The organism is Pantoea sp. 9140 (assembly GCF_000745295.1).
Taxonomy (GTDB): Bacteria; Pseudomonadota; Gammaproteobacteria; order Enterobacterales; family Enterobacteriaceae; genus Pantoea; species Pantoea vagans.
In genome coordinates this window covers 2,307,399-2,321,825 of sequence record NZ_JQNO01000001.1, presented here as the reverse complement: position 1 = coordinate 2,321,825, position 14,427 = coordinate 2,307,399, and the positions used below count along the sequence as shown (strand labels likewise).

Here is a 14,427-nt window from a genome sequence, read left to right as displayed (position 1 = left end):
TCACTGGAGCAACAGCCATAATGATATCAGTGGTAAAGATGAGTTTATGGATAGATGTCACGCTCTTTACGGGCGGTCAGAATACGCTCGCAGGCAACAGCGTAGGCGGCGGTTCGCAGTGTCACCCTTAATATTTGCGATTTTTGCCAGACGGCCAGCAGCGCCTGCTCCGTGATGTGATCCAGCCGGACATTGATCTCATCTTCGCTCCAGAAGAAACTCGAAAAATCCTGTACCCATTCAAAATAGCTCATCGTCACGCCGCCAGCGTTGCGAATCACATCCGGCACCACCGTAATATTGCTGCGGTCACGAAGAATATCATCAGCAACCGGAAGTGTCGGCCCATTGGCGCCTTCAAGCACCAGCCTGCAGCGCAACTTTTCAGCGCGTTCGGCAGTGATCTGTCCCTCAAGCGCTGCGGTAATGAGAATATCGTAGTCATAACCCCAGAACGCGTCGTAGCTGACTGTCGTTGCCCCTTTAAAACCCGAAATCGAGCCATTCTGTATCTGCCATTCTGTCAGCACGAGGATATCAATGCCGTAAGGGTAGTAAAGCGTGGCGCTGTCATCCTGCACCTTAGTGATAAGGGAACCTGCCTCAGCAAATAACTCTGATGCCACGCTACCGACATTGCCAAAACCCTGTTTTGCTATACGACAGTTCTTCAGCGACAGACCAATTCGGAAAGCCATTGCCCGGCCTGTCACAAATACACCCCGGCCGGTCGCTTTAAAGCGCCCCAGCGAACCGCCCAGATGAACAGGTTTGCCGGTCACGACGCCCGTGCTGGTCTCGCCCGTATTCATAGACCAGGTATCCATCATCCACGCCATAACCTGTGGATTGGTGCCCACGTCCGGGGCCGGAATGTCCTGCTGAGGTCCGATAATCGTTCCGACCTCACTGGTGTAGCGTCGGGTCAGCCTTTCCAGCTCTTTCAGGGAAAGTTCACGCGGATCAACTCGGATACCACCTTTCGCGCCGCCAAAAGGGAGATTGAGCGCAGCGCATTTCACTGTCATCCATGCAGACAACGCCATGGCTTCTTCCAGCGTAACGTCAGGATGATAGCGTACGCCTCCTTTTCCTGGTCCCTGGACAGGTTATGCTGCACGCGATAGCCTTCAAAGTGGCGAACACTGCCGTCATCCATTTGCAGCGGAATATCAACAATCAGTGCGCGCTTAGGATGGCGTAATGTATCAGCCCAGCGAGACAGCTCGCCGAGATAAGGCAGTACAAGTTCAACTTGCGACAGATAGGTTTTCCATGGAGAATTGTTATCTGCTGAAACATAGGAAAGTGCGCTCATTATTTCACCTTTAATTAGCCAGAGGACCCTAGCGGCGTTACGCAGCGCGCAGAAAACCCTCACGGCAGACGTGAAAATAAAAAGAGAGAGAAAAGAGGCCACCTTCAGGCGGCCAGAGTTATTTTACTTTGTACGATTCTAGGGAAAGTTCATTCGCCGTGGCAAAACCGCGCAACCCACCCACAAGTACGGACAGAAGCTGGGTACCGACCTGTTTTTCAGTCAGGCCGACCGTATTTAACAGATCAAATATTTCACGCGGGTCGAATAGGATATTCCAGAGAAAAACAGCCTTGTCGCCAATATCCGGCAGGTCCATCTCTTCCATTGATTCGTGCAGGGCGGGGCGCAGAGCGTCGGCCTGCACCAGAAGATACTCTGCGCCTTCCCATAAACGCTCCAGATAGCCGTTCCGGTTGCGCATCGGCACCATGGCGGCGCCGCGCTCCCGGACCAGCTTTATCCAGTATCGGCTGACCTTCTCCAGCTTCAGCAGCCCGCTACAGCTCTGCTTCCGGCTGTAATCCAGCAACAGCTGCCCCACATCCTGACGATAGGTATTCAGCACCTCTTCTACCGACGTAAACTGACGATAAGCTGTCGCCACGGAAACACCAGCTTCGGCGGCAATTTCCGTCATGCTAATCGGATTTTCTGAACGCTCGAATAATCTGGCCGCAGCCTGAATAAGACTCTTGCGGTTCCTTTCGGTATCACTGCGCATCGGTTTTCCCGTCATGGTGGATTCAGTATCCTCTGGCGCCGGTGGTTATTTTAAACTGGCAAGTCCACGCTTCAGGCGGCGTATCCCTTCGCTGATGGCCTCACTACTGGCCGCGTAAGAAAGGCGCAGGTGCCCCTCTCCGGCTACCCCAAACTCACTGCCAGGCCGCAGAGCGATCCCCTGTTCACGTAACAGGGCCACCATATCTATAGCCGGAATGGGCAGAGAATAAGACGGGAAGCAGTAAAAAGCACCCTCTGGTTTGTTCAGCGTCAGCTCAGGAATGGTTTCAAGCCCCTGCATCATCAACAGGCGACGCTCCCGATAGACATCATACATACGTTTAATGTCATCTTTACATTCGGTAAGCGCCACCAGAGCCGCGTGCTGCACCGCGCTGTTGACCGAACCATTGACGGTATTGTGCACGCGCGCTGCAGCTGCAATCATTTCTACCGGCCCGGCCAGGTAACCAACCCGCCAGCCGGTCATCGCATAACTCTTGGAAAACGTATGACAAAACAGCGTTCGTCCGGCAAAAGCAGGAAGCTGCAAAACTGAGGTAAAGGGACGGTCAGTGAAGACCAGATCGCTGTAAGCTTCATCCGCAACAACCAGCGTATCGTGAAGGTTGACCAGCCTGCCCAGCTCTTCAATCTCGTCACTGCTGTGCACAATGCCGGTCGGGTTGGCAGGGTTACAGAAAACAAAGAGTTTTGCCCCTTCAAGCGCCTTATCAAGCCGCTCAAAATCCCAGTGTAAATCGCTGCGGCAGGGCATTGGCACGCAAATACCGCCAGCCATATTCACCAGGTCGGCATATAACGAATAGGTTGGGTCGGGAATGACCACGCGATCGCCAGGATTGACAATAGAAAGGATCGCCGCAGCCAGGCCTGCCGTCCCCCCATGCGTAACAAGCACTTCACCCGCTTTTACCGGATTACCGCTTTGTGCAGAAACCTCATCCGCCAGCGCCTGACACAAGGCTTTATCACCTAACAGGGGCGCGTAGTGCGTAAATCCATTCTGTAGCGCATCCATCGCTGCCTGGATAATGCGCGGCGGTGTATCGAAGTCGGGTTCGCCCATTGCCAGGGAGATCATATCGTCGGATGATGCAGGCTGCTGTACACGCATAGAGAAGCGCTCAACGCGCAGAACAGCCTCGGATGAGGTAAAAAGTCTGGAAGTCATAATTCACCTTTTTGATGAGATTCACGCTCAGTTGCACAATCGGCAGGGGCATTTTTCCAGCGGCTTGCCTCAATATCCGCTGAGACATCGCGCAGGAAAGTCGGCGCAACGATCAGTTCTTCAATCACCGTGCGCGTCGGCAGGCAAGCGCAGAGCAAAATGGCCTCGGCAACGTCTTCTGGCTGCACCATACTATCGCGAATAACCTGTGCGGGCGGGCTGGCGCGATTATCCATGATCGGCGTATTTACCTCGCCGGGAAGAATACTGGTCGCGCGGATCCCGTCATTGCGAAAAGTGTTATGCAGATAGGTCATAAAATTACGGGCCGCGGCCTTAGCGGCGCCATAGGCAGCGCCGCCTAACAAGTTCGGCCGCAACGCCGCCAGTGAAGATACCGTGATGATCGTGCCGTTTTTGCGGGCCAGCATGGCCGGTAGCAGCGCCTGAGTAAGCAGGAAGACCGCTTTCATATTGACGTCCTGAACCTGATCCCACTCATCTTCTTCAATCCAGCGGGCATTCAGCGTTTTGCTGGAGCTGCCAGCGTTGTTCACCAGAATATCAACGCCGCCTGGTTCGCTTTTCGACCAGTTTACGAGCGCGTCAATCTCCTCTTTTTTACTGATGTCGGCTGTACGTGCCCATACTTCGCCACCCACTTTTCGCAGCGTTTCAGCCACATCGTCCAGCACGGACTGACGGCGGCCGACTAAGATGACGCGCGCACCCCGAGCGACAAATCCCGCCGCCGCTGCTTTACCGATGCCGCTGCCGGCACCCGTGACCATCACCACTTTTCCTGTTAACTGATCCATGACCTATCCCCTTTTCAGTTCCGCTATCTTCACGCCGTAATCGCGCAACGCACCGGCTTCAGTAATGTAGCCCTCCTGGAGATCCCACAGAAGGGCCTGTTTTTCGCGTTCAGCGATGGGCATTTTTCCCCCGCCGCCCGGCATCTGTATCGTGATCTCATCGCCAGGCATAACGTCGTGACGGCCCACGGGTTTAGCCAGCGGCTCGCCATTGATCGCCACATAGTTCGGGGCGCCTGCCGACGCGCCCAGTACGCCTTCGGCCGCGTGCTTCTGTCGTGAATAAAACATGCTGTGGGAAAGGGGATAATTGCTGGTGTTGCGGATCACCATTCTCTGCGCCACGCCGCCCCGATAGCGACCAGCGCCGCCCGAGTCGGGCACAATCGCTTTTTGCAAGAAGAGCAGGGGGGTGGCGGCTTCAATCAGCTCAACGGGCGTGGACGACATATTGCCTGGAAAGCCTGTGACGATGCCGTCTGCAGTAGGTCGCGCGCCGGTTCCGCCGTTAACGCAGAGGCTTTCCACAAAGCGACGCCCGTCGTCAAACTGTCCGGCAAACACGTCACAGGTCACGGGCGCGCTACCGGAATGGCCCATTACCCTTTCAGGCATGATGTCGGAAAGAGCAGTAAAAATCGCCGCATGCGCCATATGCCCCACGCGGTTACGCATCTCTACGGCACAGGGCGGGCGTGCATTAGCGATAGAACCTTCAGGTGCGGTGACGGTAATGGATCTGAAGCAGCCTTCATTATTAGGAAGGTGAGGTTCAAGCAGACATTTCAGCGGATAAACGCTGTAGGCATAGGTAAAAGACATCGGGCAGTTGCTGCCAAACAGTGACTCGGCTGACGAGCCTGCATAATCAATATTGATATTGCTGCCCTCAACGATGACCGCGACATGCAGGTGAATATCGCCTTCGTAGTCACCGATATCGACTGCTGCTTCGTAGCGGCCGTCCGGCACCGCGTCAATGGCTTTGCGCATGGCATGTTCAGTCAGGGCATGGATTTTTTCCGCCAGCGGCTTAACGGACCCCAGTTGCAGGTCATCCATCAGACTCAGTAGGCCGTTGGCACCAATCTGATTGGCAGCAAGCATAGCGTGCAAATCGCCCTCAACCTGATCGGGAGCGCGTACGTTGGCAAGGAAAATACCCAGCAGTTGCTGATTGACCTGACCTTCAATCATCAGCTTGCTCGGCGGAATAAAGAAACCCTCTTCGAACATATCGCGTGATGAGCCCATGTTTAACGAGCCGCCAATATCAGACATATGCGCCGCTGCGCCGGTAAAGGCAACCAGCGTCCCGTCACGAAAGACGGGCGTCACGACCGTGACGTCATTGAGATGCCCTGTGCCCAGCCACGGATCGTTGGTAATCAGACTATCGCCTGGTTTTAATGTCTCAGCTGGAAACTTTGCCAGCAAGTGACGCACCGTTGCAGGCAGTGTACCGATAAATACCGGAACGCTGGTTTTTGGCTGCGCAAGCGAGCTGCCGCTGGCATCCATCAGCAGACACGAATAGTCACCCACTTCACGGATAATGCTGGAGAAAGCCATATTAACCAGTGTAGCGGCCGCTTCTTCAGAAATGCTGACCAGACGATCCCAGACGATACGCAGGCTAACAGGGTCGTCCAGGAAACGCAGGTTGTCAGGGGTTGCAACAGTCATCAGTTCAGCTCCATCAAAATATTGCCTTGTTCATCCAGCTGCGCGGAGGCGCCGGGTCCGACATAAATCGCACACTCTTTTTCCTGCAGTAACGCTGGCCCCTGTACCGCTTCGCCAGCGATCAGCAAACTGCGCGGGATCACGCGGCATGCGCTAAACCCTTGCTTACTACCAAGATAGACCTGAAGGATTTTTTCACAGGCGTCAGGCTCGGGGTGACGAAGCTGGTCAGTGGTGTTGAGCTTAGGCGGGGGCGTCTGCACGCGACCGCGCCAGTTCACCACCTCAACGCCCTGTCCGGGCAGGGTGCGGCCAAAGCGAGCCAGATGAGCCGCTTCAAACGCGTCGACCAGCGCCTGTACGTCACACTCAGTCAGAAACGTATCGGGTAATGTGACCGTCAGCTCAGACCCCTGGCCGATATAGCGTACGCCGGCTAATTTCTGTTTTATAACGCTCTCCGGTTCCGCACCGGCAGCCGCCAGCGTGCTAAAGGCTTCATCAAAACCCTCCGCGAACAACGCACTAACACGCGCAGCATCGAAGCCAGGCACCAAACGACAGCGATCGCTGCGCACAAAGTCTGCGCTGGGCGGGGCGGTCAGCAGGCCAAATGCGGAATAAACGCCAGCGCCGTTAGGAAAATAAACCTGTCGCACATTCAGCTGCTTTGCCAGCGACCAGGCGTGGCTGGGACCGGCACCGCCAAAGGCCAGCATCGTCATTTGCGACGGGCTGACATTCTTTTCAACAGAGTGCGTGCGCAGTGCTTCAGACATTTTACTGTTCGCTACTTCATGAATACCCCAGGCCGCATCTTCAATGCTCAGCCCCAGCGGCTCTGCTACCCGCTGGATCGCCTGACGGGCCGCCTCAACGTCAAGGCGCATGCGACCTCCGAGAAAAGCGTCGGGATCCAGTAAGCCAAGCACCAGGTTGGCATCCGTTACCGTGGGCTGCGTGCCGCCACGGCTATAACAGGCAGGTCCGGGCCAGGCGCTGGCGCTTTCCGGCCCGATTTCCAGCAGGCCCAGTGAGTCGACGCGTGCGATACTGCCACCGCCTGCGCCGATTTCAATCATGTCCACCACCGGCAGCTTCACCGGTAAGCCGCTGCCCTTCAACAACCGGTCGGCGCGCCCCACCTCATAATCGGTGGTAATCGAGGGCTCCCCGTCGCGCACGACGCAGGCCTTGGCCGTGGTGCCGCCCATATCGAACGCCAGCACCTGGTGCGTCTGGTTTCTGCGGGCAAACGCCGCCGTGGCCACGATACCGCCCGCAGGACCGGATTCGATAATGCGCGTCGGATAGTCTGCTGCCACCTGTGGCGCCATTAAGCCACCGTTCGAACCCATCACCAGCCAGTCGCAGGTGAAGCCGCCTTCACGCAGTTTGGTCTCCAGACGTGCCATGTAACGCCTGGCCTTGGGCTGCACAAAGGCATTCATTGCCGTCAGGACGCCGCGGTCATACTCACGGATCTCACGCGACACCTTATGCGATAAGGAAATGGAAACGCCGGGCAGCTCACAGCTCAGGATCGCTTCAATCTGGTTTTCATGGTCAGGCCAGGCGTAGGCGTGTATGCAAAGGACCGCTACGGCTTCGTACTGTTTTTCGCGAAGTTCTGCGGCCAGCTGAAAAACGTCCGCTTCATTGAGCGGCGTCACGATGTCACCGCGGGCCGTGACGCGCTCGGTAATCTCATAGGCGTGCGAACGAGGCAGCAAAGGCTGCGCCGGTGCACCGTTCAGGTCGTAGATGTCATAGCGGTACTCGCGCCCAAGTACCAGCACATCGCGAAAGCCGCGCGTGACGACCAGCGCAGTTTTCGCGCCGCGTCGTTCCAGCAGGGCGTTAATCGCGAGGGTCGTGCCATGCGTGATGGTATGAATATCATTCGCTGCTAAACCGGCCAGCCCGACCAGCTGTGTCAGCCCGGTATACGCCCCTTCAGACGGATCGTCGGGCGTGGTAAGCGTTTTATGGCGGATGGCTTCACCCGTTATGTCATTTAACAGCACCAGATCGGTGAAGGTGCCGCCAATATCGAACCCTATCCGCCAGGGAGATACGTTTTTCATAGAGACCTCGAAATCAGGAGAGTGTGCTTAAATCCCGCTACCGTTATTCGTCACAGAGCGGTTTGCCTGCGGTTTCTTTCAGATAAAAGGCGCTGAACAGGGTAAGGAGGGCCGTCAACATCACCATATAGCTGGGGATACTGGCTACACCCGTCAGCCCGATCAGCCATGTCATCAGTAATGGGGCGGAACCGCCAAAAATGACCGTTGAGAGGTTAAAACCGATGCTATAAGCGCTGTAACGAACGTTAGTGGGAAACATTTCTGCCAGCGTTGTCTGAATAACGGCAGCGTGTCCTGCAAAGGCGAAGGCAAGCAGAACGGCCGACATACAGGCCAGCGGCATCATGCCCAGGGTAAGCAGCCAGAAACACGGCCATGCCAGCACAGCCATGGCAATCGCTGAAGCCATCAGCAGAGGCTTGCGCCCAAGGCGATCCGACAGCCATGCCATCAATGGGATGGCGCCGATGATAGTCAACAGTCCGCAGGCGGTGACCAGCAGACTCTGGATCTGCTGAAAATGCATCACTTTATTGAGGTAAGTTGGCATATAGACGAACAGAATGTAGTAGCCAGGTCCATTAACCGCCGGCAGCGTGATGGCCAGCCCGATCGCCTTTAAATGGCGTTTTGAAGTGAGGACTTCTTTAAGAGGATTGCGTACCACGCGTTTGCTGGATTTCACTATCTGAAAATGAGGCGTATCTTCGATGCGGGTGCGGATATAGACGCCGATCAACGCCATGGGGATAGCAAGCAGGAAGGGCACGCGCCAGACCCAGCTGTTCAAGGCGCTGACGCCGAAAACATTAATCAGACCGCTGATCAATAAACTGCCGAACAGCAAGGCAATAAAGGATCCCATTACCAGAGGAGACATGACAACCGCACGGCGATGATCTTCCGCATACTCTGCCACAAAGGAGCCTGCGCCTGAAACTTCTCCGCCTGCGGAAAAGCCCTGAACGATTCGAAGTAATATTAGCAGCGCGGGTGCGGCCCAGCCGATACTCGCATAGGTCGGCATCAACCCAACGGCAGCGGTCGCAAGGGAAATCATCAGCAGCAAAACAGCCAGCAGTTTCTGACGGCCTATTCTGTCACCCAGATAGCCACAAATGATGCCGCCAAACGGGCGAACGAAGAAACTGACGGTGAACCCTACGTAGGTCAGCATCAGCCCGGCGTCGGTGGTACTCATGTCGCTGGCTGAAAAAACCAGAACTAGAGAGCTGACGAGCAGGCCATAGATGCCGTAGTCGTACCATTCAACAAACGAACCCACGCCGCCTGCAAGCGATGCGCGGCGTACAACGTTGTTTTTTTTCGTTCCATCCTTCGGCAAAGCATAATCCATTGTAACCGCATGTGATTTCGTCATTGTTTTGCCCTGAAAAGTGGTTGATTAAGTCTGGAACCGCGGCAGATCAGACCTGAAGTAGCGTTCTACTGATATTTACCGGTCACTTCGGCCGTCATTTCCGCTTCTCGACGCGCAACTTCCCGTACCGCAGCGAGGACTTTTTCCGCTCGCCAGAAAGGAATGATGATGACGCCATCTTCGTCACCCACCACGATATCTCCGGCGCTGCATACGACTCCGCCAATTGCGACAGGCTCGCCAATAACGCCAGGTCCGTTTTTAAAAGGCCCGGCAGGCGTTGTGCCACGACAAAAGGTCGGCAGGCCGGTGGATTCAATCACTTTGCGATCGCGTATGGCACCGTCAATAACCTGTGCTACCGCGCCGGCATGCTGAAATCGCTGCGTGAGCTGCTCACCGACCAGCGCGCGATCGATATGCCCAAGCCCATTAATCATCATGACGTCGCCAGGCTGAATGTAATCAAGAGATTTGATGACGGCCGCGTTATCGCCTGCCGTGACCAGAACAGGAAACGCAAAACCCACAAAGGCCGTGTTGCTGCTGACCGGAATGATGCCTGCATCACACATATTTAACCTTTCCATTGCGTCGCCAATATTTGCAACGGGGAACTCAGCGAAGGCTGAAAGCCAATTTTTCTCTGGGCGTTCCCAGAATGATGAAATACGCAAGCCAGCGGTCTCTAATGACATATCAGGTATCCTTTAAATGAAAATTTATTATCAACTGAGAATTATTTATCATTTTAAAAATTATATTTGCAACACTTTTTTTACAGGTATCTTGCCGTTAAAAAATATGATAATCAAAACACAACCAGGCTTTTTTGCTCTCATTTTTTATTTATGTTAATGATTATATTTGATTTTTTATTCCGGTAGATATGGGGTAATTTCAGAGTTATGACATTATCTCTAAACATATAATTTTCATATGTTAAATTTTGACGCACAGCACAAAATTAGTGCGTAAAAGAAAATTAAATGGATCATCGTCACAATTATGGTGCAATAAAGTGTTGAAAGAATAATTATGAATTAAAAGCCCATAAATTCCATAGGTTTATAAGAATGGCATCAGCTTTTGATGCACCTTATTTGTGCACCTGAAAAGGCATTACATTTTTTTGGGATTAATCTGAACCTGAGAAAATGATATGCAGCAAAAAGAAGTCAAGGCAGTCACTGTTCATAAAGTACATGACGTTCGCTGTGAAAACTACATGGTGGAATGGCACGATGAAGAGGTATTGATAAAAGTCGAACGCGGCGGTATTTGCGGTTCGGACATTCACTATTATCTTCATGGACGTGCAGGCATGTCTGTTCTGAAGGCCCCTATGATCCTTGGGCATGAGCTTATCGGTACAGTCGAGTACGCTCCTGCAAAGAGTGGTCTGTTAGCGGGCCAGCGCGTCGCGGTAAATCCCACACGACCCTGCAGGAGATGTAAATTTTGCGAAGAGGGGCATCAGAATCTATGCCGCTCAGTGCGTTTTATGGGCAGCGCGCAATTCTTCCCTCATGTGAATGGCGGATTTGCACGGTACGTTGCGCTCGATCCGCAGCAGTGTGTACCCTGTCAGCCCGATGGAGATCCCAGACGACTGGTATTCGCCGAACCTCTCGCCGTCTGTATACATGCGGTACGTCAGACAGGCAAGTTGGTCGGCAAACGCGTGCTGGTAACGGGTGCGGGACCTATTGGCTGCCTTGTCACCGCGGCTGTCCTCGCCTCCGGCGCGTCTGAGGTAATCCACACCGATATCAGCGAACGCTGTCGGCATCTTGCGCTCGCTATGGGAGCCACAGCGGCCATCGATGCACGCGATGAGCAGCAGGCGGATCTCTGGCGCGCGGAAGGCGGCTATCTCGATGTGTGCTTCGAGGCATCAGGCGCGGCTACGGCTATCTCGTCGGCAGTAAGCTTTGTGCTTCCTGCCGGAAAGATAGTTCAGCTCGGAATGGGAGCAGCCAGCGTAGATTATCCTGTAGGCAGCTGCTGGTGAAAGAGATTCAGCTAAAAGAATCTTTCCGCTTTGTGGATGAGTTCAACATGCGGTTAACTGGCTGGAAAATCGCAGAATAGATCCGCTTCCTCTTTTGTCAGCCGAAGTCGACATTTATGAAGCCGCAAAGGCTTTTGAGATGGCAGCCGATAAAGCGCGCTATGCAAAAATTCAGATTCTGCTCTGAATAGTTGTTAAGGAACAGAGGCGAGCCGACAGAGCGTGGGCCGGCTTCTTTAATGAGAGAATAATGCAGTATCCAGTCAGGCCACGAGGCCCTTACTGAAAAAGGTTTTTTATTACACAGCCGCCAGCATGCCACCATCAACAAAAATAAGATGCCCGTTGATAAAATCAGACGCCCGGGATGAGAGAAAAACCGCGGCCCCAATCAGCTCTTCGGGTTTTCCCCAGCGCGCGGCTGGCGTTCGCTTGCATAACCATTCGCTGAAAGCTTTATCCTGCACGAGAGGTTCTGTCAGCGGCGTTCTGAAGTAGCCAGGCGCGATACCATTGACCTGAATATTATGCATGGCCAGTTCTACGCACATCCCGCGAGTCAGCATTTTTACTGCGCCCTTGGATGCCGCGTAAGGCGTGATTGTGTCGCGTCCCAGCTCGCTCTGCATGGAACAAATATTGATGATTTTTCCCGATTGACGCTTTCTCATCTGCCGGGCGACAGCCTGAGAAACCAGGAACACTCCAGTCTGATTGACCGCCATAATATCGTTCCAGTCATCAAGGGGAAATTCCGTAAAGGGATGATGCCGCTGAATGCCGGCATTATTAATAAAAATATCTATCGGGCCCAGGTTATTCTCAATTTCGTAGATGCCGGTTTGTACTTCGGCTGCATTTGCCACTTCAAACACAGCAACGTGAACGGTAAATCCCTCTTCACGCAGCGTTCTGGCGGCTTTTTCGGCTCGCTCAGCATGGGTTCCGTTAATAATGATTTCTGCACCATGCTGAGCCAGACATCGTGCCAGGATAAAGCATATTCCCTGTGACGCGCCGGTAATTAATATTCTTTTGCTAGTAATATCAAAAAGTTCACTCATTATAAAATCCCGTAGGCAGTCGTGGCAGCTTGCTCATGTTTTCCATGTTGATCATAATTGTGACCCTCTGAGCTGGCCCGGCAGTGTTTTCCCGGTAAAGAAAGCGTCTACATTAGCGAGAACGCTTTCACTCATCTTCTGACGCGTCTCATACGTTGCGCTCCCAACATGCGGCTGTAGCACGACATTCTCAAGTGCCAGCCATGCTTCTGAGATGTTAGGTTCACTGGCAAAAACGTCCAGTGCTGCTCCGGCGATTTTATTACTCTGCAAAGCATTAATTAATGCCGGCTCATCCACCATTGAGCCTCGGGCAATATTTATCAGCCAAGCGTGTGCTGGCATGGCGGCAATAACGTCTGAATTAATAAGGTTTTTTGTATGCGCGCCGCCTGAGGCAGCAATCACAAGAAAATCACTGTCGCGCGCAAGGCTCAGCAAATTTGCCTGCCATGTATAGGGTAGTGACTCTTTTTCGGTTCGACTGTTATAGCTAATGTGCATATCGAACGCGAGCGCACGTCTTGCAATAGCCTGTCCAATGTTTCCCATACCCACGATCCCGAGGCGCTTGCCGCTTACCTGGGTTGCCAGCGGCGGCGCTTTATTTTCCCAGGCTCTGCTGCGAACGAATCGATCTCCCTGACAGAGTTTACGCGCCCCGCTCAACATCAGGCCTATCGCCATATCAGCGACGTCGCTGGTTAAAATGCCAGAAGTAATAGCGACGGCAATATTATGTTGCCGGGTATAAGCCAGGTCAATTGCATCTTTACCTACGCCGAATACCGCTATCAGCCCTAAAAAAGGGAGCTTTTCCAGTATTTCTGTTTTAACACCCGCATCTCCACGGGTGATGATAGCCCTGAACTGATGTCCCTTTGTAGTGGCACACTGAATTTGGCCACCTGAATAGAGGTGATATCATTACCTCATAGTCAAAACAGGTGACATTATGACCGGACGTAACAGACGCAATTTTAGCCCCGAATTTCGCCTCGAAGCTGCCCAGCTTGTACTCGATCAGCACTACACCGTTGCCGCCGCTGCCACTGCGATGAATGTCGGCAAATCCACGATGGACAAATGGGTTCGACAACTGAAAGAAGAGCGAGCGGGAAAATCACCCATAGCTTCACCCATGACACCTGAGCAGATTGAGATACGTGAGTTGAAGAAAAGACTTCAACGCGTTGAAATGGAAAGGGATATATTAAAAAAGGCTACCGCGCTCTTGATGTCAGACTCCCTGAACAGTTCTCATTAGTTGAGAAACTCAGGGCGCGGTTTCCTGTTGCCGTTGTGTGCAACGTGTTTGGGGTTCATCGCTCAGTTATAAATACTGGCGGCAGCCCAGGAAGCCTGACGCCACGAGAGTGGCATTACTGAGCCTTGTGCGTGAAGTTTATCGCGAAAGTAACGGCTCAGCAGGAGCGCGAAGCATTGCCGCGATGGTCACCACCAAAGGTATAAAACTGAGCCGCTGGCGGGCAACAAAGCTGATGAAAGCACTCAATATTATCAGCTGTCAGCAACCTGGCCATCGTTATAAGAAGGCGTCTAAGGAACACATTGAGATCCCTAATTATCTGGATCGCCAGTTTGCTGTTACCGAGCCTAATCAGGCCTGGTGCGGTGATGTGACTTATATCTGGACGGGAAAACGCTGGGCTTATCTGGCTGTAGTACTCGATTTGTTTTCCCGTAAACCGGTTGGCTGGGCGATGTCATTTTTCCCGGATTCTGCATTGACAGCTAAAGCGCTGTCCATGGCATGGGAAGCGCGAGGAAAGCCGGCTAATTTACTGTATCACTCGGATCAAGGCAGTCACTATACCAGCAGGAATTTCAGGCAGTTACTGTGGAGGTGTCAGATAAAGCAAAGCCTGAGTCGCCGGGGGAATTGCTGGGATAACAGCCCAATGGAACGGTTCTTCAGAAGCCTGAAAACAGAGTGGGTACCGGATAACGGCTACGTGAATTTTAGCGAAGCCAGCACGGCAATAACGAATTACATCACAGGATATTACAGCCAGCTCAGACCTCATCAATATAATGGTGGTTTGACGCCGAATGAATCAGAACGATTGTTCTGGAAAAACTCTAAAGCCGTGGCCAGTTTTTGTTGACCACTA

The 14,427-nt window shown here is 53.2% G+C and carries 9 protein-coding genes and 3 pseudogenes; 2 read left to right on the top strand and 10 right to left on the bottom strand.

What is annotated here, in order from left to right; translation table 11 throughout:
• Nucleotides 1-44 precede the first annotated feature (44 nt).
• The 8 genes and pseudogenes from FA92_RS10920 to FA92_RS10885 form a co-directional block, all read right to left on the bottom strand.
• A pseudogene (locus FA92_RS10920) lies at nt 45-1,318 on the bottom strand (Glu/Leu/Phe/Val dehydrogenase).
• Nucleotides 1,319-1,436: 118 nt separating this feature from the next.
• Nucleotides 1,437-2,057, bottom strand: coding sequence for a TetR/AcrR family transcriptional regulator (locus tag FA92_RS10915; protein ID WP_033783557.1), 621 nt, complete (start codon nt 2,055-2,057; stop codon nt 1,437-1,439).
• A 30-nt stretch (nt 2,058-2,087) separates the two neighbouring features.
• Nucleotides 2,088-3,239 (bottom strand): aminotransferase class I/II-fold pyridoxal phosphate-dependent enzyme, encoded by a 1,152-nt coding sequence (locus tag FA92_RS10910; protein WP_033783555.1) that lies wholly within the window; start codon nt 3,237-3,239, stop codon nt 2,088-2,090.
• Nucleotides 3,236-4,057, bottom strand: coding sequence for an SDR family NAD(P)-dependent oxidoreductase (locus tag FA92_RS10905; RefSeq protein WP_033783554.1), 822 nt, complete (start codon nt 4,055-4,057; stop codon nt 3,236-3,238). The genes FA92_RS10910 and FA92_RS10905 overlap by 4 nt, the downstream gene beginning before the upstream one ends.
• A gap of 3 nt (nt 4,058-4,060) precedes the next feature.
• On the bottom strand, nt 4,061-5,743 hold the full coding sequence (locus FA92_RS10900) for a hydantoinase B/oxoprolinase family protein (RefSeq protein ID WP_051926509.1): 1,683 nt from the start codon (nt 5,741-5,743) through the stop codon (nt 4,061-4,063).
• Entirely contained in the window at nt 5,743-7,830 is a 2,088-nt protein-coding gene (locus FA92_RS10895; RefSeq protein ID WP_033783553.1) for a hydantoinase/oxoprolinase family protein, read from the bottom strand. Before FA92_RS10895 ends, FA92_RS10900 begins: the two co-directional genes overlap by 1 nt.
• A 43-nt stretch (nt 7,831-7,873) precedes the next feature.
• Entirely contained in the window at nt 7,874-9,214 is a 1,341-nt protein-coding gene (locus FA92_RS10890) for an MFS transporter (protein WP_033783552.1), read from the bottom strand.
• A 65-nt stretch (nt 9,215-9,279) separates the two neighbouring features.
• The gene (locus FA92_RS10885) at nt 9,280-9,912 is read right to left on the bottom strand and encodes an aldolase (RefSeq protein ID WP_033783551.1); all 633 of its coding nucleotides are present in this window, start codon (nt 9,910-9,912) and stop codon (nt 9,280-9,282) included.
• A gap of 464 nt (nt 9,913-10,376) precedes the next feature.
• Here FA92_RS10885 and FA92_RS10880 point away from each other — a divergent pair, with 464 nt between their 5' ends.
• Entirely contained in the window at nt 10,377-11,228 is an 852-nt protein-coding gene (locus FA92_RS10880) for an alcohol dehydrogenase catalytic domain-containing protein (protein ID WP_239780524.1), read from the top strand.
• 299 nt (nt 11,229-11,527) lie between these two features.
• On the opposite strand, the gene idnO is transcribed toward FA92_RS10880, so the two are convergent.
• Both idnO and FA92_RS10870 read right to left on the bottom strand, forming a co-directional pair.
• Nucleotides 11,528-12,292: a gluconate 5-dehydrogenase gene (gene idnO, locus FA92_RS10875; protein ID WP_033783549.1), complete on the bottom strand. Its 765-nt coding sequence runs from the start codon at nt 12,290-12,292 to the stop codon at nt 11,528-11,530.
• A gap of 51 nt (nt 12,293-12,343) precedes the next feature.
• Nucleotides 12,344-13,156: pseudogene (locus FA92_RS10870) on the bottom strand (2-hydroxyacid dehydrogenase); the annotation flags it as partial.
• 91 nt (nt 13,157-13,247) lie between these two features.
• On the opposite strand from FA92_RS10870, the pseudogene FA92_RS10860 reads away from it, so the two are divergent.
• Nucleotides 13,248-14,421 (top strand): annotated as a pseudogene (locus tag FA92_RS10860) (IS3 family transposase).
• Nucleotides 14,422-14,427 lie beyond the last annotated feature (6 nt).